This is a genomic window from Maribacter sp. Hel_I_7 (genome assembly GCF_000688315.1).
Classification (GTDB): Bacteria; Bacteroidota; Bacteroidia; order Flavobacteriales; family Flavobacteriaceae; genus Maribacter; species Maribacter stanieri.
This window is the reverse complement of sequence record NZ_JHZW01000003.1, coordinates 1,122,578-1,144,752: the sequence shown is the minus strand read 5'-3', so window position 1 is coordinate 1,144,752 and position 22,175 is coordinate 1,122,578. Positions and strand designations below refer to the sequence as shown.

Genomic DNA, 22,175 nt, shown 5'->3' with positions numbered 1-22,175 from the left:
ATGGCAAACTTTATTAATGTAATATTACCAATTCCTTTAGAGCTTAGTTTTACCTATAGTATAACTGAAGAGGAAGCTAAGATACTACAGCCGGGTATGCGCGTAGCAGTACCATTTGGTAAATCCAAGATATATACCGGTATTATTTTTAGTGTTCATCAAAACCCGCCAGAAGCTTATGAAGCAAAGGAGATACATGAAATACTAGACGATTATCCTATTGTAAATGCTAATCAGTTAAAGCATTGGGAATGGATAGCTACCTATTATATGTGCACATTGGGTGAAGTGGTACGTAGTGCCTTACCAGGAGCTTTTTTACTGGAAAGTGAAACCCTAGTGCTTAGAAATACTGAATATGAAATTGATGAGAGTGAGCTTTTAGATGATGAATTTTTAGTTTTTGAAGCACTTCAGCATCAGTCTATACTTAAGGTTCATGAAGTTTCTGCCATTGTTGAAAGAAAAAATGTACTGCCAATTTTACAGCGATTACTAGAGAAAAAAGTAATTGTACTTAAAGAAGAGGTGTATGAACAGTATAAGCCTAAGTTGGTACGATATGTTAAATTGGGAGAAGAGCATGCATCTGATGAAAAATTAGAAGAACTTTTAAATTCACTGACTAGAGCACCTAAGCAAAGTCAAGTCGTTCTTTCTCTATTTCAACTGCAGGCAAAAAGTCAAAAACCAATTAAAGTTAGTGAGCTTGAAAAATCAAGCAACACTTCAAAGGCAATTATAAAGACTTTGGTTGATAAAGGTATTCTAGAAGAATACTTTATTAAAACCGATCGGGTTAGTTATGATGGAGAAAGTGACAATTCCGAAACTAAAGATTTAAACGAATTTCAAGAAGCTGCCTTAGTTGATATTAAGTCGGCATTTGGGGAAAATAAAGTTACCTTATTAAAAGGGGTAACATCTTCGGGTAAGACAGAAGTTTATGTAAAATTAATAGAAGAGTGCCTGGATAAAGGATTGCAGGCGCTGTATTTATTGCCGGAAATTGCCTTAACTACACAGCTAATAAGTAGGCTGCAAGAATATTTTGGTGAAAAAATCGCAATTTATCATTCAAAATATAATGTACAAGAGCGAGTAGAAGTTTGGCAGAATGTTTTGCAATCAAAGCCAAAGGCACAATTAATTATAGGGGCAAGGTCAGCAATGTATTTGCCATTTAGTAAGTTGGGGTTGGTTATTGTAGATGAAGAACATGAAAGTTCATTTAAACAATTTGATCCCGCACCAAGATATCATGCAAGAGATGCGGCAATTGTGTTAGGTCATCTTCATAAAGCAAATATTCTTTTAGGCTCAGCAACACCAAGTGTAGAAACGTATCACAACGCGCAAACGGGTAAATACGGTTATGCTGAAATAACTAGGCGTTATGGTAATGTGTTAATGCCTGAAATGGAGTTAGTAGATATTAAGGAAGAATCAAGAAAAAGAAAGATGAAAGGACATTTTTCTGAACGACTTTTTCTTGAAATGGAAGAAACGTTAAAGGATGGTGCACAAATCATACTATTTCAGAATAGACGGGGATTTGCGCCGTTAATGGAATGCTTAACATGTGGTCATTCTCCACAATGTCCTAATTGTGATGTTAGTTTAACATATCACCAATATAGAAATCAACTGCGTTGCCATTATTGTGGTCATCACACAGCCTTACCAGAAAGTTGTTTTGCTTGTGGTAGTTCTGAATTAGATACCAAGGGATTTGGAACTGAGCAAATTGAAAAAGAAGTAACAGCACTTTTTCCTGATGCTAAGGTTGGACGAATGGATTTAGATACCACGCGAGGTAAACATGGTTATGAAAAAATTATAACTGCATTTGAGCAACAAGAGCTAGATATTTTGGTAGGAACACAAATGGTTACTAAAGGTCTTGATTTTAGGAATGTAAATTTAGTAGGTGTAATGAATGCAGATTCATTGCTGAACTTTCCTGATTATCGTGCTCATGAAAGAACTTATCAATTATTGACTCAGGTATCGGGTAGGGCGGGGCGTACCAAAAAGAGAGGTCGCGTAGTAATTCAAACTTATAATCCTTATCATCAGATTTTAAAACAAGTGACCAATAGTGATTATGAAGGTATGTATAAAGAACAGCTATATGAAAGAGAGCAGTTTAAATATCCGCCATTAAATAGAATTATAAAAATTACTTTCAAGCATAAAAACTATAATGTTTTAAATGAAGCTGCCGATTGGTTTTCTGGCGCGTTACGTTCTAATTTTGGAGGTACGGTATTAGGACCTGAATATCCGCCAGTGGCTCGTATTCGAAATCAATATTTAAAACACATCGTTATTAAGGTGCAAAAAGTACATTCTTTAGCACAGACAAAAGCGAATATTAGAAGAATAGAAAAATCATTTAAATCTGTTGCAATGTATAGAGGTGTAAGGGTCATCTATAATGTAGATCATATATAAACAAAAAAAGACCGCTAATTAGCGGTCTTTTTTAAAAGTAAATTTATACCATATATTATACGTTACTAAGCGCTTCGGCTAGTTCTGTCTTTTTATTTCTACTTAACGGAATAGATCTACCGCTAACTTCAACATTTTTACTGTTGAATTTTTCAACCTTTTCAAGGTTAATGATGTATGATTTGTGAATTCTTAAAAACTTATCTTCTGGCAATTGCTTTTCAAAAGACTTCATTGTTGATAAGATTACGATATTTGCTTCATCAGTTACCAACTTAATGTAGTCGCCAAGAGCTTCAATCCACTTAATATCATTTAAAATAACTTTTCTTTTCTTAAGATTACTCTTAACAAAAATATGCTCTTCGTCTTCATTGACTCTGTGCAATTGTTCGTAATTTGCTACAGCTCTTTTAACAGAGGCATCAAAACGTGCCATAGTAATCGGTTTATGTAAATAATCCGTTACGTCATAGTCAAATGCTTTAAGCGCATAATCTGGTTTACCGGTAATTAAAATTACCTGAGGACTGTTTTCTAATGACTCGAGTAGGTCGAATCCTGTAATAATTGGCATCTCAACATCAAGAAAAATAAGATCTATCTCATGGTTCTTGATACCATTTTTGGCTTCGATAGCATTACTGTATTCTGCTACCATAGTCAAATTAGGATGATTGTTTACCAACTTGGCAACGGCCATCCTTTGCATAGATGAGTCGTCAACGATGATACTTCTTAATTTCATAAGGGTTGATTTGTGGGGTTAAATCATCGACAAAGTACTGAAAAAACAAGCTGAACTGCAACAAAAGATGTGAACAATGCACTGTTGATCGTGTAATTGGCAATGATGATATGTTTAAGATTTGGTTTAATTTTTAATGTTGTTACCATTCAATAACGAAGAATATTCGCATTTCTTATATTTATTTTAAAAAAATATCTATTTTTGCACTCTTTAAAAACAAATATAATATGAACCATTACGAAACTGTTTTCATTTTGAATCCCGTTCTATCTGATGTTCAGATAGAGGAAACAGTTAAGAAATTCGAAGATTTCTTAATTAACAATGGCGCCAAAATGGTAGCTAAAGAGAATTGGGGGCTAAAAAAATTAGCTTATCCTATTCAAAACAAAAAGAGTGGCTTTTACCACTTGTTTGAATTTACTAACACTGGTGAGGTAGTTACACCTTACGAACAGGAGTTTAGAAGAGATGAACGTGTTATGCGATTCTTGACCGTTAAGTTGGACAAGCACGCTGTTGCATGGGCAGAAAAAAGAAGAACAAGAAACAAAACCGCTAAAGCTTAAGTATTATGGCAACATTACAACAACAGGCAAAAGGAAAAAAAGATGGAGAGATCAGGTATCTAACTCCACTGAACATTGAAACCAACACTAAGAAGAAGTATTGTCGTTTTAAAAAATCTGGTATTAAGTACGTAGATTATAAAGATGCTGATTTTTTATTGAAGTTGGTAAACGAGCAAGGTAAATTGTTACCTAGAAGACTTACTGGAACTTCATTGAAGTATCAAAGAAAAGTGGCACAAGCCGTAAAAAGAGCTCGTCATTTGGCGTTAATGCCATATGTTGCTGATTTATTAAAATAAAAGAAAAGAATCATGGAGCTTATATTAAAAGAAGACGTACAAAATTTAGGTTTTAAAGACGATGTAGTTAATGTTAAGAACGGGTACGGAAGAAACTTCCTAATACCTCAAGGCTTAGCTGCTATGGCTACAGTTTCTGCTAAAAAAGTTTTAGCTGAGAACTTAAAGCAAAGAGCACATAAAGATAAAAAAGTTGTAGATGCTGCTAAGAAAGTAGAGGAAGCATTGAAAGCTTTAGAATTAAAAATTACCGCTAAAACTGGTGCTGCCGATAAATTATTCGGATCAGTTACTAATGGTGATTTAGCTGATGCAATTGAAAAAGAAGGTCATTCAATCGACAAAAAATTCATTAGCATTCAAGGTGGAGCAGTTAAAAGAACTGGACCATACAACGCTCAAATCAGATTACACCGTGAGGTGATTGTTGATTTTGGTTTCGAAGTAGTTGCGGAACAAAAATAATTAACTCTCTATAAGTTAATAACTTTCAAAGAGCTATGCGTGCATAGCTCTTTTTTTATTGGTATTTTTGTTAAAAAACTCATAAATAACTCAAAACCAATAAAAATGAAAAACAACTTGTTTTTTCACCTGCTGTTACTACTTTTTGTAAGTGCAACTTATGGTCAAGTGACTACCTCAAATATTAGAGGTTTAGTAATGGATGACCAAAACGAACCCTTATTTGGCGCAAATATTGTCGCCGTCCACACTCCTACCGGTACAAAATACGGTTCAATTACCAATGAAGATGGTAGATTTAATCTTTTAAACCTTCGTGTAGGTGGCCCTTACAGGGTTGAAATAACTTATGTTGGTTTTAAACCTTATGCTTTAACGGATGTAGATTTATCTTTAGGACAAACTTTTAACATCGATGTAAAACTAGTGGGCGAAAGCCAAGCTTTAGATGAAGTAACTGTAGTATCTGATAGATCTGGTACATTTAGCAGTGATCGTACAGGGGCGGAAACAAGTGTGGGAAGAAGAGAATTAACACGTCTACCAACTATTTCACGTTCAGCACAAGATTTTACACGTTTAGAGCCGACGGCAAGTGGTAATTCATTTGGTGGTAGAAATGACCAATTCAATAACTTTTCACTAGATGGTGCTATTTTTAACAACCCATTTGGACTAGATGCAGCCACACCAGGTGGTCAAACAGATTCTCAGCCAATTTCTTTAGATGCAATTGAGCAAATTCAAGTATCTACAGCACCATATGATGTTACTCAATCTGGATTTACAGGAGCTTCTGTAAATGCAGTGACTAAAAGTGGTTCTAACGAATTTCACGGTACTGTATATGGTTTCTTTAGAAATGAAGATATGACCGGTGGTAAGGTTAAAGGTGATGATATAGTAAAGCCTAAATTAGATCAAAGCCAATATGGTGTTAGTATAGGTGGTCCAATAGTTGAAAATAAATTATTTTTCTTCGCAAACTTTGAAAGAGATGAGCGAACAGATTTAGGAACAAATGGTTGGGTACCAAACACAGGTTCTGGTGCTATTAATGAATCTAGAGTTTTGGAAAGTGATTTAATAGCTGTTAGAAATCAATTATTGGCAGTTGGTTATGATCCAGGCGCATATGAGGGTTTTACGCATGATGCAGAATCTACAAAAGGACTTCTTAAGTTAGACTGGAATATTAATGATAATAACCGTTTAGCAGTTATTTATAATTTCTTAAATGCATCTAAAGAAAAGCCAGCTCACCCAACGGCAATTCAATTCAGAGGTCCAAATGCAAATACATTGCAATTTCAAAATTCTGGATATGAAATAAATAATGAGCTTAAATCTATTCAAGTAGAATTAAACTCATCCTTATCTGCAACGGCATCAAATAAATTACAAGTAGGGTATACGCATTTTAACGATTATAGAAATCCGTTTTCTACTCCTGCACCTTCAATCAATATTTCTAAAGATGGTTCTAATTACATAATTGCTGGTCATGAACCTTTTTCTGCAAATAACAGGTTGGATCAAAAAGTACTTCAAATCACGAACAACCTTAACTTTTACAAAGGTGATCATACCTATACCGTAGGTTTCTCATTAGAGAAGTTTATGTTCGATAACTCGTTCAACTTAACTAGTTATGGTTTTTCTAAGTTTGGTAGTGTAGACATAGCAGATTTCGATGCATCAACTTATGATTTTGCAGGTCCACAAGCTACTTTTAACGCTAATAATGCCGTACCAGATGGCGAAGGTTGGGCTTTGGCAGAAACTAATGTTGGTCAATTAGCATTTTATGTTCAAGATGAATGGAATGTTAGTGAGAAATTTAAATTAACATACGGTGTTCGTTTCGATAAGCCGTTGTTTTTTGATTCAGCAACAAAAGCACAAGATGTTATAGATAGAGGTTTTGTAATTGCTGATCAGCCATACCAAAACCCAAATACGGGAGAAACCGTATTTATTGATAATACTGAAATGCCTACAAACGATTGGTTAATTTCACCAAGAGTAGGTTTTAATTATGATGTATACGGTGACCGTTCATTACAATTACGTGGTGGTTCTGGTTTGTTTACAGGTCGTTTCCCATTCGTATGGCTAGGAAATCAAATTGCTGCTCCAGATGTATTTTTCTTGCAAGCTGTTGACCCAGATTATAAATTTCCACAAGTATGGAGAACTAATTTAGGTGCAGATAAACGTTTGGATAATGGTATGGTGCTAACCGCAGATTTATCATATACAAAAGATATTAATGGTCCACATGTACAAAACTGGGCATTGACTTCGCCTTCAGGTAATCTTTCTGGAGTTGACACTAGAGCTACCTATACTTCGGGCGATTTATTAAATAGTTTTGGTTTTGGGGCAGGACCTTATGTTTTTACCAACTCTAATAAAGGTAGAATTTGGAATGCTTCTTTTAAAGCACAAAAGACTTTTGATAAGGGATTATACACAATGTTGGCATACAGTTATTTAGATGCTAAAGATGTAAATTCTATTGAAGCGGAAATTACATCAGATGCTTTTGCGGGTAACCCGATTATAAATGATGCTAATGCAGATGTTTTAGCCCCTTCTAAATATGGTGATAGACACAGATTTATTGGTGTAGCTAGTAAAAACTGGATTTACGGTAATGGTAAATGGGGAACAACACTTTCTACATTCTTTGAATACGCTGAAGGTGGAAGATTCAACTACACTTATGGTGGAGATATTAATGGAGATGGATCTGGTATTAATGACCTTATATATGTGCCTACATCTGCAGAAATAGGTCAGATGCAATTTGCAGGTACCGGTCAAGGAGCAGCTTTAGATGCATATATTGCTCAAGACGATTATTTAAGTGGTCGTAGAGGTGAGTATGCTGAGCGTTACGGAGCTTTGGCACCTTGGAGAGGGCGTTGGGATGTTAAGTTCTTACAAGACTATAAAATCACCGTATCTGAAGGAAAGACCAATACCATTCAATTTAGTATTGATGTGTTGAATATTGGTAACATGATCAGTTCAGATTGGGGATTAGTACAACAACCAAACAATGTACAACCAATAGGAGTAACTGTTGATCCTAGTACTAATGTACCTACATATACTTTTAATTCAGAATTGACTGAGACTTTTGGATATGACGCTAGTTTGTTATCTAGATGGCAAGCTCAAGTAGGATTAAGATATATCTTTTAAGAAATTAAAATTAAGTTGTAAAAGCCCTAGCAAATATGTTAGGGCTTTTTATTTTTGCAAAATGAAATATACAAGGCTAACAAAAGAACAATTAGAGGAATTGCGTCCAGAATTCATCAATTTTCTAGCAACACAATCAATTACAGGTGATGAGTGGGATACTATAAAAAGGGATAAACCTAAGGTTGCTGAAGAAGAAATTGATGTTTTTAGTGATTTGGTATGGGAAGGGGTATTGGGTAAAGTTTCATACCTAGAAAATATTTCAGATAAGCAAATGCATCTGTTTCATTTAACCGAAAAGGAGATGAAGCTAATATCGGTAAAAGTGATGAATCCAGAAATAGATTTAACCACACCAGTAGGGTTTGATTGGTTCAAAAGAAACTGGCAGTCAGATTTTGTTGAATATTTAACTGCTTCAAAAGCGTATACGGATGATAAAAATTTAGATAAGTTTTCACTACTTCAACAGGGGGCAGTTATAACTAAAGGAGATTTATACAAGTGGTTCGAAAAAGTAATTACCACCTCTTAGTATATTATTAAACCTATAATCACACCACGTAATTGTAGCCTTATTTATTTGAAGGCTATATTTGTAACACAATAAAAAATTAATGGCACAAAAACCATCTATTCCAAAAGGAACTCGCGATTTTAATCCATCTGAAATTGCTAAACGTAATTACATTTTTGACATTATTAAAAAGAACTTTCAAACCTATGGTTTTCAGCCTATTGAAACTCCTTCGTTTGAAAATTCAGATACATTGTTGGGTAAATACGGGGAAGAAGGTGATCGCCTTATTTTTAAAATATTGAACTCGGGAGATTTTATTAGTAAGGTAGATGATGCTACATATGCAGATAAAAAATCAGCTAGTATTGCCCCAAGAATTACAGAGAAAGCATTACGTTACGATTTAACTGTGCCCTTTGCCCGTTATGTAGTGATGCATCAAAATGAATTGGATTTTCCTTTTAAGCGTTATCAGATTCAACCAGTATGGAGAGCAGATAGACCTCAAAAAGGAAGGTTTAGAGAGTTTTTTCAATGTGATGCTGATGTAGTTGGGTCAGATTCTCTATTACAGGAGGTTGAATTGATACAATTGTATGATGCCGTATTTTCTGAATTGAAATTGGAAGGTGCTACCATTAAAATGAATAATAGAAAAATTTTAGCTGGCATAGCTGAAGTTATCGGTGCTAAAGATTTATTGATTGATTTTACCGTTGCCCTAGATAAGTTGGATAAAATAGGGGAGGACGGAGTTAAAAAAGAGATGCTTGCTAAAGGAATTACCGAAGAAGCAATTAAAAAAGCGTCCCCATTATTTTTGCCTCAAGGTAGTAACGACGAGCAATTAGAGCGTCTAGATACATTATTGAAGGATTCAGAAGAAGGCAAGAAAGGTTTGGAAGAACTTCGTTTTATTTTAGGGACTATTGCGTCTTTAGGTCTTCAGTCTGCTAAATTATCAATAGATGTTACCCTTGCTCGCGGATTGAACTATTATACCGGAGCTATTTTTGAAGTTGCAGCACCAGAAGGTGTGAAAATGGGTTCTATAGGTGGTGGTGGTCGTTATGATGATCTTACAGGTATTTTTGGTTTAAATAATGTGAGTGGTGTTGGCATTTCATTTGGTCTTGATAGAATCTATTTAGTGTTAGAAGATTTAGACCTTTTTCCTGAAGCAATTGACCAATCTCTTCAGGTATTGTGCGTCAATTTTGGAGAAAAAGAAGCAATGGCGGCGTTGAAGTTAGTGAGTCAGTTACGTAAGTCGGGTGTCAAGGCCGATATCTATCCATCAAGTGCTAAGATGCAGAAACAGATGAAATATGCTAATAACCGAAATGTACCTTACGTAATTCTAATAGGGGAACAAGAGTTGAGTAAAAACTCTTTCATAGTCAAGAACATGAAGGAAGGTTCGCAAGAAGAATACAGCTTAACAAATGTTGAGGATTTTGTAAATCACTTGAGCTAAATGCCTTATAATGAGATAAAATATTACTGAGTCATTTTTGATTATATTTGGTTAACCAATTTATTGATACAGTTTACAATTGTTTATTGGTAGTTGTTTGTAAAGCCAAAATAAAATTTCAAGTTTTCATAATTAAATAAAATCATGACGAATAGTAATAAATTATCTGGAAAAAATATTTTGATAACTGCTGGGGCTCAAGGAATTGGAGAGTCCATTACCAAACATTTTATTGATAGTGGTGCCTATGTTGCTATTCATTATTTTTCTAGTGCAGATACAGCCAATAAATTAGTGGAATATGCGACGGATAAAGGGTTAAAAGCTATTGCTATAACTGGTGATTTAACAAAAGAAGAAGATGCCAATGCTTTGGTGAATAAAACTATAGCAGCGTTAGGGGGGCTAAATATTCTTATAAATAATGCAGGTTCTTTAGTGGCTCGTAAAATGCTAAGCGAAATGGAAACTGAATTTTGGCATAAGGTAATGGACATTAATCTTACTTCAATGATGTTTGTAAGTAGAGCAGCAGCGCCCCATTTAGCAAAAAACGATAATAGCAGTATAGTAAACTTGGCATCGTTAGCAGGTCGAAAAGGTGGTCATCCTGGATCATTGGCTTATTCTACTAGTAAAGGAGCAATTTTAACGTATACTAGAGCGCTATCTGCAGAATTAGGACCACAAGGGACTAGAGTAAATGCAGTTGCACCAGGTCTTATCTTAGGTACTTCATTTCATAATACACATACCACTAAAGAATCAGCAGATGAAACTACAAAAGGTATTCCTATTCAAAGAGCAGGTAATGCAGATGATGTAGCAAGAGCAGTATTGTATTTGGCATCTGAGTATGACGGTTTTATTACTGGTGCTACACTTGATATCAATGGCGGTGTTTATAATATGTAACAGATAATTCTATTATAGTAAAGCACTATAAACCAATTGGTATTTAGTGCTTTATTTTTTTAATAGTAAAGAAGTCTTTTGTGACTACAACAAATTCTCAAATATTTTACTAAAAATAGTTTCGTAATACGATTGGTTATGAGGTACATAACCGTATTTTGAGATTTCCTTTATTTCTTCACTAAATTGATTTATTGAAATAAGTTTTAGTGCCTCAACTTCACTTTCTTGTTTTTGTAGGCAGCTAAACGGTGTGTTCAGTTTAGAAATAAAAGTGTGATGAAATTCATAGTCTTTTAATGCTATTGAATGATTTTGAATGGATTTAAAAATTCCTATTTTATCTAAATCAGGTGGAGTAGTGGTCAGTCCAATTTCTTCTTGTATTTCACGAATAGCAGACTCTAATATATCTTCTCCTGCACCAATATGACCGGCTACAGATACATCCCACAGTAAAGGGTAAACATCTTTTTCTTTACCACGTTGCTGTAATAGAACTTTACTATCAGAGGTGTAAAACCAAATATGCACTGTTTGATGAAACCATCCGTTTTTATGGGCTTCGGACTTCATGGCAGTTTTCCTGGTCATGTTGCCATCAGCATCTAAAATATCAATTAACTCATCCATATGTAAAAAAAAATCCCTCCGTAAAAAGAGGAGGGATTTGGGATTATAATAATTTAATCAAAATAGCTAAAAGTTTCTCCGTCTTTTATAGTAAGAAGCGTTTCGTAAATTAAACGAATTACATTCTCAACATCATCTTTATGCACCATTTCTACGGTAGTATGCATGTAACGTAAAGGCAAAGAAATTAATGCCGAAGCAACTCCGCCATTGCTATAAGCAAAAGCATCGGTATCGGTACCAGTCGCTCTGGAGGCAGCCATACGTTGAAAAGGAATCTTTTTCTCTTCAGCTGTATCTAAAATTCGCTCACGTAGTTTATTTTGAACTGCAGGAGCATAAGAGATAACTGGTCCAGCTCCAATTTCGGTATGTCCTTGTACCTTTTTATCAATCATTGGTGTTGTAGTATCATGACAAACATCTGTTATGATAGCAACGTTAGGCTTAATGGTCTGTGTAATCATTTCAGCACCACGTAGACCTATTTCTTCTTGAACTGAATTAGTTATATATAGACCGAATGGTAATTTTACTTTATTCTCGTGAAGTAGACGCGCAACTTCTGCAATCATAAATCCACCAGCACGGTTATCTATTGCTCTACAAACAAATTTGTCATCGTTAAGTACTTGGAAGGTATCAGGGTATGTAATAACACAACCAACATGAACTCCCATTTTTTCTACTTCAGCTTTATCCTTAGCACCTATATCTATGCTTATGTTATCTAGTTTTGGCGCTAATTCCTCTTTTTCACCTTTACGGGTATGAATAGCCGGCCAGCCAAAAACACCTTTGACAATTCCTTTTCTAGTATGAATATTGACCCACTTAGAAGGAGCAATCTGGTGATCACTACCGCCATTACGAATAACATAAATTAATCCGTTATCTGTAATATAATTAACATACCAAGAAATTTCATCTGAATGCCCTTCAATAACTACCTTATATTTAGCTTCAGGATTAATAACTCCAACTGCAGTACCGTATGTATCTGTTATAAAGGTGTCTACATATGGTTTCAAATAATCCATCCATATTTTTTGTCCTTCCCATTCATAACCAGTGGGAGCAGCATTATTCAAGTATTTTTCAAAAAAGTCAAGTGACTTTTTGGTAATTATTTTTTTATCAGCCATCAATGTAAGTTTAGGATACAAACTTAAGAATATTAGCGTTGTATTAATAATAACCTTCTTTAATAATCATTAATTTTGGCAGGACTTTTGTTAAGCTCATGGTAATGAAACATAACTTTTTAGCCTTTTTTATAATCATAACTGGTGTTCTATTATGCAATGCCCAAGTTGAGGAACAGGAATTGGATTCAGTTGCTGAAAAAATGATAATTATAGCTGGAGATTCACTAGTGCAGAATTCTATTGCCTTAGAGGAGGCTTATGTATTTGGTAAGCTCAAATTTTCATCATATGATGATAAGCTACGTTATTATATTCTACGTAGAAAAACACAAAAAGTATACCCGTATGCAAAGATGGCGGCTGAGCGTTTGGTGGAGTTAAACGATAGTTTAGCTGACATGAAGAACAATAGGAAACGTAAAAAATACACCAAAAAAGTACAAAAATTTATTGAGGAAGAATTTTCTGAAGAACTTAAAAAATTGACACGTACCGAGGGTCAAATTTTGGTTAAATTAATCTATAGGCAAACTGGTACTACTGCGTTTGATTTGGTTAAAGATTTAAGAAATGGTTGGCGAGCATTTTGGTATAATACAACCGCTAAACTATTTAGTATAAGTATAAAGGAAGAATTTCATCCAGATTTAATAGAGGAAGATTACTTAATAGAAGATATACTACAACGTGCTTTCGCTCAAGGTAAATTAGAAAGACAGGAAACAGTGTTAGATTATGACTATGATAAGCTTTATAATAAGTGGAAAAGGACAACCAAGACACCTAAAAATTAATGAGATTTAGTTTTCTCTCCGAATAATGAATTCATAATAGTCATAATTCCTTTAAATCCCATATATACGGCATAAGAGCCTATTATTAGTCCTAATATACAAACAGGCCAGAATAAAAAATGTTCTTGATTTTTAAATGCTTGCCATAGTATAATTGGGGCTGTAAACATTAAAACTACTGTAATTGCTAAGCGTTTTAGACCAGTTACCAATAGATCTTTGTCAGTTCTTCTCATTATTTGTTATTTCAATACTATCCTTATATTCCTCTACAATTGCAAAATAACCTAAAGCGAAATTGTTGGTACGCTCAACGTTATCAAAAACTTTATTATTATCTATTCCTGTAATGTTTATAATATTTCCTCTAACTGTTGCTGCAGGTGTTTGAAAAGGTCCTTGATCACCACCAGATTGTACAATAATTTGGTTCATGTAATTATAAAACGCTTCATCTGCGCCTAATAGACTAATATCTACTACAGAGCTTGTATTCAATTCTAATTCATTATCATAAAAATAAGAGAAAACAAAAGTCTGCCCTTGATAGAACTCATCTTCTGTCACCAAAAATTCACCGAAATCTAAATCAAGAACGTAAAAATCATCGCTATCGCCACGGTCTGTAAACGATACAATAACTTCTGTTTCGTCTCCGGAAAATAAGGTTTCATCACCTTGCACCAACGAATCTATTGGTACTGATTTTACGTATGTAGTGGTGGCGAAAAAACGCTCTTCGTTGGTCTCAATTGTAAGTTGAAAAACATCTCCCTCATTTATGCTACTAACTCTAATTCTTTGGTCACTGTCAAATGTTGGGTCTGGAACCCAAATACCACTACCCGGTTCTAATTCTGCTAAATTAGATACACCGCCACCTTCTAGTATTTCAGGAGCATCTGGGTTTGGTGTACCGTAATAAATAATGGCACTTTTGATAGAGGCAATTGTATTGTTTTCAAAGAATGAACTACTTTCCGAAACCCTAATTTCAATTGGTAGGTAATCTTGGGTCTTATCAACTCTTATTACACCGTTAACAATAAGTCTAGTTTCATTTTCAGGCAAGTCTACATCAATAACATCTTCACAAGAAATGAATAGAGTAAGGGTTAGTAATAATAGAAAATAACGTATCATAACTTATAATTTAAAGTTGTAGGTAACTGCAGGCACAATTCCGAAAATAGCCGTTCTAACTGCTTCATTAGCCCCAGTGTCATCATTTTGTCTAAAGCTTATAGATGCCGCATTTCTTCTGTTGTATACATTGTACAAACTAAAGATCCATTCTCCTTTTATTTTTTTAGTAGCATTTTTCTTAGGCGTTAGTGTAGCGGATAAATCAAGTCGGTTGTATGCTGGTAATCTTTGTGTGTTGCGTAAACCGTAATAGGGAACGGTTAAGTCTTGAAATTCAAATTGACCAATTGGGTAATTTGTGGGTTGCCCTGTTTGGTAAGTGAAATTTCCACTAAAACTCCATTTGTCATTTACGTCATAACTTAAGAACATGGAAACATCATGTGTTTTATCATAAGGAGTGTTATACCAGTTACCGAAATTGATTCCCGTTTCAATATTGCTCCGTCCGTTATCAGTAGTAGATTCTCGCCCTGGTGTTCGTTGTTCAGATTTAGATAAGGTGTATGCTAGCCAGCCTTGAAGTTTACCTTCGTTTTTACGTAAAAGAAATTCTAAACCATAAGCGCGTGCTTCTCCGTTTAGAATTACCTGTTCAATGGCATTGTTTGCAATTAAATTAGCACCATCTATATAGTCTATTCTATTTTGTACGTCTTTATAAAATACTTCAGTTTCAACGGAATAATCGCCGTCTTTAATATTTTTAAAATACCCGAGTGCATACTGGTCAAGCAACTGAGGTTTAGTAAATGGACCACTAGGTGTCCAAACATCTAAGGGGGTAGGTGAGCTTGTATTAGATAAAAGATGTAGATATTGCGCCAATCTAGTATAGCTTGCTTTAATAGAACTAGTTTCGTTCAAGGTGTACGATAAAGATGCTCTAGGTTCAAAATTGCTAAAGTTCGATATCGATTTGCTTCTACTAGGGTTAATAACATCTATTGGTTCTGCTTCTTTGTAAATTAACAAGAACGGGTCAAACTCAACGGGATTGTTATTTGAGTAAACATTAAGCTCATCTTGCCCCAATCTCATGAAATGGCTAAAACGCAATCCGTAACCAAGGCTTAAATTATCTGTTACTCTATGCTCAAAATCAATATAAGCAGCAAATTCATTTGCATACTTTTGAATTAATTGTTCTTCAACAATACCAGATTCAGCATTACTGGGTTCAATTTTACCAGGATTAAACTGATAATAAACATTGTTGACTCCGTAGTTCACCTGAAGTTTATCTGTTGCATAGTGTTTTAGATCATATTTGACATTGAAATTTCTGATACCTGAATTCCAATTGAAACCTACAAAATCTAATTTTAGTCCGTAATAGTAATCGGAATATATTAATGATAGGTTAGAAAATAGCTTGTCAGAAAATAAATGGTTCCATCTAAAATTACCAACGGTATTACCATATGTATTTACAAAACTATCGTTGATACCAAAAACATCCCTACCGAAATAACCAGAAAGGAAAATATTATTTTTATCGTTTAACCTATAATTTAATTTGGTATTAAGATCATAGAAATATGCAGTATTGTCAATGTCGAAAAGGGGTAAAAATAAATGGGCATATGAAGCTCTTCCGCCAATTAAAAAAGCTGCTTTATCTTTCTTAATAGGTCCTTCAACTAAAAGTCTACTGGCAACCGCACCAATACCGCCGTTCATTTTAAATTCTTTGCTATTACCTTCTTTTTGAAAAATATCTAATACAGAAGATACTCTACCTCCGTAACGTGCAGGAATGCCGCCTTTGTAAAGCTTTACATCTTTAATAGCATCAGGATTGAAAACAGAAAAGAAACCGAATAAATGTGATGAGTTAAAAATAATTGCTTCATCTAAAAGAATCAGATTTTGATCTGCTGCGCCACCGCGTACGTTAAAACCAGAAGCACCTTCGCCAGCATTAGTAACACCAGGAAGTAATAAAATAGATTTTATAACATCTGCCTCCCCTAAAATAACAGGTATTTTTTTGATAGTGCCAATAGATAGCGTGTTTACACTCATCTGTGGTTTTCTGATATCCATTTTTTCCACATTTTCTGTAACAACGACCTCATCTAATTGTTCGGCTTCTTCTTCAAGCAGAAAATCAATTCGTCTATTTTCAGTTAGTGTAATTTCTTGAATGATATCTTCAAAACCTAGATAACTGATTAGAACAGTATAAGTGCCCTCTGGCAGTGTAATTGAGTAGAAACCGTATTCATTTGTAGTTACCCCTGTATTTAATTCAGGAATAGCTACGGTAACCCCTATAAGAGTTTCGTTACTACTAGATTCAGAGATAGAGCCACTTAAGGTAAATTTTTGTTGACCCCAAGAATTGAAAGAAAAACACAGTAGAGAGAAGAGAATAAATGGCAAGTACCCTTTCATCAATTTTTTTTGTAAAAATACTTAGAAATAGGGGACGCTCCTAAAACTTATTTTCTGTAAAAAAAAATACCCTCAACGAAAGTTGAGGGTATTTATAATATGCATTTACACAATTATATAGATTTTAAAATGCTATTTAAAGTTGTACTTGGTCTCATCGCTTTTTCAACTAAAATAGGATCTGGTTTATAATAACCACCTATATCTTGTTTAGAACCTTGCGCGTCAATTAATTCTGCAAGAATTTGAGATTCTTTTTCATTTATCTCTGTGCTTACTTTTGAGAATATCGACTTTAAGTCATTGTTGTCATCTTGTAATGCCAAAGCTTCTGCCCAATATTTAGCAAGGAAGAAATGACTACCTCTAGTGTCAATTTCTTTTACTTTTCTAGAAGGAGACTTATCATTTAATAAAAATTTCTCAGTTGCACTGTCTAAAGTATCACCTAATACTTTTGCGGCAGCATTTGAATTTTTCTCACCATAGAATTCCAAAGAAACTCCTAGTGCTAAAAATTCACCTAAAGAATCCCATCTAAGATGTCCTTCTTCTAAAAATTGTTCTACATGTTTAGGGGCAGAACCACCAGCACCAGTTTCAAAAAGTCCGCCACCGTTCATCAAAGGAACAATCGAAAGCATTTTTGCACTTGTACCAACTTCTAAAATTGGGAATAGATCAGTTAAGTAATCACGTAATACGTTACCTGAAACAGATATTGTATCCTTACCAGCTTTCATTCTTTTTAATGTGAATTCTGTAGCTTTGATGGGAGACATGATTTGAATGTCTAAACCTTTAGTGTCTTCTTGAGCTAAATATGTCTTTACTTTTTTAATAAGTTCTACATCATGAGCTCTATTTTCATCTAACCAAAAAATTGTAGGGTCATTTGTAGCTTTTGCTCTTGAAACAGCCAGTTTTACCCAGTCTTGAATAGGAGCATCTTTTACTTGGCACATACGCCAAATATCACCTTCACTTACAGTATGCTCAATTAAAACTTTTCCAGTTTCTAAATCAACAACTTGAACGGTTCCGTTTTGTTTAATTTCAAATGTCTTGTCGTGAGAACCATATTCCTCAGCTTTTTGAGCCATTAATCCAACATTGGGAACGGTACCCATCGTGGTTGGGTCAAATGCACCATTCTTTTTACAAAAATCTATGGTGGCACTATATATACCAGCGTAACTACTATCAGGAATAACAGCTTTTGTATCTTGAGCTTTGCCTTGCGCATTCCACATTTTACCTGAATTTCTAATCATTGCAGGCATGGAAGCATCAATAATAATATCACTTGGTACATGAAGGTTGGTAATTCCTTTATCAGAATTTACCATGGCCAAATCTGGTCCGTTAGCTAATGCTTCATCTAAATCTTTAGTAATTGCATCTTTTTCACTAGCAGAAAGCTTTTCAATTTTCTGGTAAAGACTTGCTAATCCATCATTAGGACTAATGCCTAATTTATCAAAAGTATCTGCGTACTTAACAAATACAGGTTTAAGGAATGTTTCTACAAAATGTCCAAAAATAATTGGATCAGAAACTTTCATCATTGTAGCTTTCAAATGCACGGAGAAAAGAACACCCTTATCTTTAGCATCTTTAATCTCCTTCTTTATAAAGTCAAGTAATGCCGTTTTATTCAAGACGGTAGCATCAATAATTTCACCTTTAAGAAGGCTTAACTTGTCTTTCAGTATAGTTTCAGAACCATCTGAAACTAATTTAATCTGTATAGAAGTAGCATCATTTAAGGTCAATGATTTTTCATTTGCCTGAAAATCACCATCGCCCATTGTTGCAACATGTGTTTTGGAGTCGGAGCTCCAAGCGCCCATACTGTGCGGATTCTGTTTTGCGTAATTTTTTACAGCTCTAGGAGCTCTACGGTCAGAGTTACCTTCACGTAACACCGGATTTACTGCACTACCTTTTATCTTGTCGTACTTTGCCTTTATTTCCTTCTCTTCGTCATTCTTAGGCTCGTCTGGATAGTTAGGTAATTTGTAACCTTTAGACTGCAATTCTTTTATAGCTTCGTTTAATTGTGGAATTGAAGCGCTAATATTTGGTAATTTAATAATGTTTGCTTCTGGCTGTTTTGCCATATTGCCCAATTCTTCCAAATCATTGGACACCTGTTGCTCTTTTGTCAAAAACTCGGGAAACGTAGCGGCTATTCTACCAGCTAAGGAAATATCTTTAGTTTCAATTTCAATTCCTGATGATTTTGTAAAAGCTTTTACAATAGGTAAAAAAGACTCAGTTGCCAATGCAGGCGCTTCGTCTGTTTTGGTATAAAAAATTTTGGACATTTGCGGTTTGTTTTAATTTAAGCGGAACAAATATACGATTTTCTAAAAGCTTAAAAGGGAGGAGGTGTCTTAATATTTAAGGTTAAGGAAGAAGATTTGTTAAATAACAAAAGCCATATCAATGTACGCATACAATGATATGGCTTTTTAGAAAAAGTCTGCGGACAGTTTGTTTTAATATTTCATTAAAACGGCAACCCTTGATTGCATCCGCTTCGCTAATTCAACGTTTAAAATGTTTTTCGATTCTCAGATACGTAATCCAACATCTACTCTTCATTTCTTTTTTGTTGCCTTCATTGAAAATTAAAAACCTAGTATATAGTTTTTTTAAGATTCAATTAATTTTACACTTTGTAAGCGACAGCTTATAAGTTTATAATTTACCTCATTTAATTAATATTAAACGTGTAGGTCAAACAACAATACGAAAGAACGTAAACTTCGTAGTGATATTGAAATGGATTTTTCGTCAGTACTATTTCTTAATCACACTCTAATTTACGAAAAAAAACAATTCGAATGTAAAAATTGTAAATAATTATTAATCAACATGTTATAAACATGAGTTGTTCACTATTGTTCATAAAAAAAGCACCGCTTCAATTTGAAGCGGTGCTTTATATTATAATGAGGAATAAATTATCCTCTTATTTCCTTAATTCTAGCTTTCTTACCAGTTAATTCACGGAAGTAGTAAATTCTAGATCTACGTACTTTACCACGTTTGTTAACTTCAATTTTTTGAAGTGCAGGTAAGTTAATTGGGAAGATACGCTCAACACCAACTGTTCCAGACATTTTACGAATAGTAAAAGTTTCTGTTGAACCAGATCCTCTACGTTGTATTACAACACCTTTAAAGAACTGTGTTCTAGTTTTCTCACCTTCTTTAATTTCGTAGTACACAGTAATTGTGTCACCTGAAGAAAACTTTGGGAATTCTTTTTTAGTTACGAATTCGTCTTGTACAAATTTTATTAATGATTCCATTGTATAGTTAAATAGGAATTAAATTAGAGCAACATTCACGATTATCGTCAGAGGTTATTCTAACAGGCTGCAAAATTAATATTTAAATTAAAACATACAAGTATTTATATGCTTTTTATTTATTTCTTATTTCCTGTTACTCTAGAAGGTCTGGTCTAAGTTTTTCTGTGCGCTCAAAAGCCTTATTTTCTCGCCATTCTTCTATTTTCCCAAAATTTCCGCTAAGTAAAATATCTGGCACATTCATACCTTTATATTCCGCAGGTCTTGTGTAAACAGGAGGCGCTAAAAGTCCGTCTTGAAAAGTGTCGGTTAAAGCAGAAGTCTCATCGTTTAACACACCTGGTAGCAATCTTATTATAGAATCACAAAGCACTGCGGCGCCTAATTCACCTCCAGAAAGCACGTAATCTCCAATAGATATTTCTTTGGTGATAAAAGCATCTCGTACTCTTTGGTCAACACCTTTATAGTGTCCGCAAAGAATGATGATGTTTTCAACCATAGAAAGGCTGTTAGACATTTTTTGATTTAATGTTGTACCATCAGGAGTCATATAGATAACTTCATCATACGTACGTTGAGACTTTAGTTCTGTAATACACTTATCTATAGGCTCAATCATTAGTACCATACCAGCGCCACCACCAAACTGGTAATCATCTACATTGCGGTACTTTGTATCTGTATAATCTCTAAGATTGTGAAAATGGACTTCAACCAAACCTTTTTCTATTGCTCTCTTTAGAATAGAGGCGTCAAAGGGGCTCGTAAGTAATTCCGGTAATACAGTAATAATATCTATTCGCATCTTTTGATTTTGCATCATCATTTAACCTGCCAAAAGTAATGAAAACAGTGGTAATCTTTGGTCCATCCTAGCTTCTCATATAATTTTTGTGCAGGATTATCAATTGCGGTTTCTAAAGCGAGTCCTTTATAAGCATTGTTTCTGCAAAATTCTTGTGCTTTTACTAGTAATAGTTGACCCGTTGAATGACCTCTGTAATTAGGGTCCACAAATAGATCATTTAGTATAAGTGACTTTTCTAGGCTTACTGAAGAAAATGTAAAATACAGTTGTACGAAGCCAATAGCAATGTCACCTTCGTATGCCGCGAATATGATAGATTCATTAGCACTGATTCTTTCTTTCAAGAACTTTGTAGCGGCATCAATATTAGATTCCATTTTATAAAAGACTCTATAACCATCAAATAGTGGGGCAATGTCTTCAATCTGAGATGCTGTAATTCTTTGTATAGTTTTCATATCAAAAAAAAGCTCCTTTTAAGGAGCTTTTAATTATTTAGATTTCTTCTGTTTATTTATCTCATCTTGTAGTTGCCTACTAATTTTTTGCTCTCGCTCTAAAGCTCTTCTTCTATGGTCTTCATATTCTACTTCAAGTTCAGAAAGATTTTGTTTTGCTTCTTGAGTTAAAATATTACTATTTCTAAATCTGTAAATAAACAAACCAAGTGTTAAGAACAATCCACCAATGATGGTCCAAAGAATAAAATTATATGTTCCTTTAGAAACAGGAATCCCTATAAAAGACATGCTATCTTTTTCTTCGGTAACAGCGCTTAAGTTAGTAGTAGTTTCTTCTAATTTTTTATTTAGTGACGTAATGGTAGTCTCGTGCTCTGCTATAGTTGCTTTAAGCTCACCCGTTTTTTTATTCATAGCCGCTATAGAATCCAATACATTCTTACGAATCTTAAAAAGATTGGTTTCTTTAACAACTTCATACCTAATGCCGTCTGCTCTGTAATTCCCAGAACGCTTTGCGATATAATCAAATTGATTACTGATAGGACCTTCGTCTAAAGACAGTTTATCGTCCTCTTCTTCAGTGTCTTGCGCAAATTGTACGTTACTTGCTAAAAGAAATGCGAGCAGTAATAGTATTCTATAGAATTTCATGTAATAGATCCTTAGGTTAATTTGAATAATTTAGAGTTGACTAAAGTACTTTATAATTGTCGAATTATAAAAAAAAAGTACAAAGCATAAACGCGTTTATTTAACTACGTAACTATTCCAAAAATAGATG

Annotated in this window: 20 protein-coding genes; 9 read left to right on the top strand and 11 right to left on the bottom strand. The window is 34.3% G+C overall.

What is annotated here, in order from left to right; all coding sequences use genetic code 11:
* Complete coding sequence (gene priA / locus P178_RS0116725) at positions 1-2,457, top strand: primosomal protein N' (protein WP_027067303.1); 2,457 nt, start codon at positions 1-3, stop codon at positions 2,455-2,457.
* A 55-nt stretch (positions 2,458-2,512) separates the two neighbouring features.
* Here priA and P178_RS0116720 read toward each other — a convergent pair whose 3' ends face one another.
* Complete coding sequence (locus P178_RS0116720) at positions 2,513-3,205, bottom strand: LytR/AlgR family response regulator transcription factor (RefSeq protein WP_027067302.1); 693 nt, start codon at positions 3,203-3,205, stop codon at positions 2,513-2,515.
* A gap of 230 nt (positions 3,206-3,435) precedes the next feature.
* On the opposite strand from P178_RS0116720, the gene rpsF reads away from it, so the two are divergent.
* The 7 genes from rpsF to P178_RS0116685 all read left to right on the top strand — a co-directional run bounded on the left by rpsF (position 3,436) and on the right by P178_RS0116685 (position 10,672).
* Positions 3,436-3,777 (top strand): 30S ribosomal protein S6, encoded by a 342-nt coding sequence (gene rpsF, locus P178_RS0116715; protein ID WP_027067301.1) that lies wholly within the window; start codon positions 3,436-3,438, stop codon positions 3,775-3,777.
* Positions 3,778-3,782: 5 nt separating this feature from the next.
* Positions 3,783-4,079 (top strand): 30S ribosomal protein S18, encoded by a 297-nt coding sequence (gene rpsR / locus P178_RS0116710; RefSeq protein ID WP_027067300.1) that lies wholly within the window; start codon positions 3,783-3,785, stop codon positions 4,077-4,079.
* 12 nt (positions 4,080-4,091) lie between these two features.
* Positions 4,092-4,544, top strand: coding sequence for a 50S ribosomal protein L9 (gene rplI, locus P178_RS0116705; RefSeq protein ID WP_027067299.1), 453 nt, complete (start codon positions 4,092-4,094; stop codon positions 4,542-4,544).
* Between the two features lie 105 nt (positions 4,545-4,649).
* Complete coding sequence (locus P178_RS0116700; protein ID WP_027067298.1) at positions 4,650-7,757, top strand: carboxypeptidase regulatory-like domain-containing protein; 3,108 nt, start codon at positions 4,650-4,652, stop codon at positions 7,755-7,757.
* A 61-nt stretch (positions 7,758-7,818) separates the two neighbouring features.
* Positions 7,819-8,295: a DUF6495 family protein gene (locus P178_RS0116695; protein ID WP_027067297.1), complete on the top strand. Its 477-nt coding sequence runs from the start codon at positions 7,819-7,821 to the stop codon at positions 8,293-8,295.
* Between the two features lie 82 nt (positions 8,296-8,377).
* A complete protein-coding gene (gene hisS / locus P178_RS0116690; protein WP_027067296.1) occupies positions 8,378-9,757 on the top strand; it encodes a histidine--tRNA ligase in 1,380 nt (459 codons plus the stop codon).
* Between the two features lie 144 nt (positions 9,758-9,901).
* On the top strand, positions 9,902-10,672 hold the full coding sequence (locus tag P178_RS0116685) for an SDR family NAD(P)-dependent oxidoreductase (RefSeq protein ID WP_027067295.1): 771 nt from the start codon (positions 9,902-9,904) through the stop codon (positions 10,670-10,672).
* A gap of 84 nt (positions 10,673-10,756) precedes the next feature.
* Here the strand turns inward: P178_RS0116685 and P178_RS0116680 are convergent, their stop codons facing one another.
* Both P178_RS0116680 and P178_RS0116675 read right to left on the bottom strand, forming a co-directional pair.
* A complete protein-coding gene (locus tag P178_RS0116680) occupies positions 10,757-11,305 on the bottom strand; it encodes an NUDIX hydrolase (protein WP_027067294.1) in 549 nt (182 codons plus the stop codon).
* Between the two features lie 53 nt (positions 11,306-11,358).
* Entirely contained in the window at positions 11,359-12,450 is a 1,092-nt protein-coding gene (locus tag P178_RS0116675; RefSeq protein ID WP_027067293.1) for a M42 family metallopeptidase, read from the bottom strand.
* Positions 12,451-12,554: 104 nt separating this feature from the next.
* Here P178_RS0116675 and P178_RS0116670 point away from each other — a divergent pair, with 104 nt between their 5' ends.
* A complete protein-coding gene (locus tag P178_RS0116670; protein ID WP_027067292.1) occupies positions 12,555-13,247 on the top strand; it encodes a DUF4294 domain-containing protein in 693 nt (230 codons plus the stop codon).
* Here the strand turns inward: P178_RS0116670 and P178_RS0116665 are convergent.
* The 8 genes from P178_RS0116665 to P178_RS0116630 form a co-directional block, all read right to left on the bottom strand.
* Positions 13,244-13,483 carry a DUF6095 family protein gene (locus P178_RS0116665; RefSeq protein ID WP_027067291.1) on the bottom strand — a complete coding sequence of 80 codons (240 nt, stop codon included), beginning with the start codon at positions 13,481-13,483 and terminating at the stop codon, positions 13,244-13,246. The genes P178_RS0116670 and P178_RS0116665 overlap by 4 nt on opposite strands.
* Complete coding sequence (locus P178_RS0116660; RefSeq protein WP_027067290.1) at positions 13,470-14,390, bottom strand: DUF4249 family protein; 921 nt, start codon at positions 14,388-14,390, stop codon at positions 13,470-13,472. Before P178_RS0116660 ends, P178_RS0116665 begins: the two co-directional genes overlap by 14 nt.
* Before the next feature lie 3 nt (positions 14,391-14,393).
* Positions 14,394-16,793, bottom strand: a complete 2,400-nt coding sequence (locus P178_RS0116655) for a TonB-dependent receptor (protein ID WP_027067289.1) — start codon at positions 16,791-16,793, stop codon at positions 14,394-14,396.
* 113 nt (positions 16,794-16,906) lie between these two features.
* Positions 16,907-19,123, bottom strand: a complete 2,217-nt coding sequence (locus P178_RS0116650; protein ID WP_027067288.1) for an NADP-dependent isocitrate dehydrogenase — start codon at positions 19,121-19,123, stop codon at positions 16,907-16,909.
* Positions 19,124-19,765: 642 nt separating this feature from the next.
* On the bottom strand, positions 19,766-20,116 hold the full coding sequence (gene rplS, locus P178_RS0116645) for a 50S ribosomal protein L19 (RefSeq protein WP_027067287.1): 351 nt from the start codon (positions 20,114-20,116) through the stop codon (positions 19,766-19,768).
* Between the two features lie 136 nt (positions 20,117-20,252).
* A complete protein-coding gene (gene trmD / locus P178_RS0116640; RefSeq protein WP_027067286.1) occupies positions 20,253-20,927 on the bottom strand; it encodes a tRNA (guanosine(37)-N1)-methyltransferase TrmD in 675 nt (224 codons plus the stop codon).
* Positions 20,928-20,944: 17 nt separating this feature from the next.
* Positions 20,945-21,388, bottom strand: coding sequence for a GNAT family N-acetyltransferase (locus P178_RS0116635; protein WP_027067285.1), 444 nt, complete (start codon positions 21,386-21,388; stop codon positions 20,945-20,947).
* A gap of 33 nt (positions 21,389-21,421) precedes the next feature.
* Complete coding sequence (locus P178_RS0116630) at positions 21,422-22,045, bottom strand: hypothetical protein (RefSeq protein WP_027067284.1); 624 nt, start codon at positions 22,043-22,045, stop codon at positions 21,422-21,424.
* Positions 22,046-22,175: the final 130 nt, after the last annotated feature.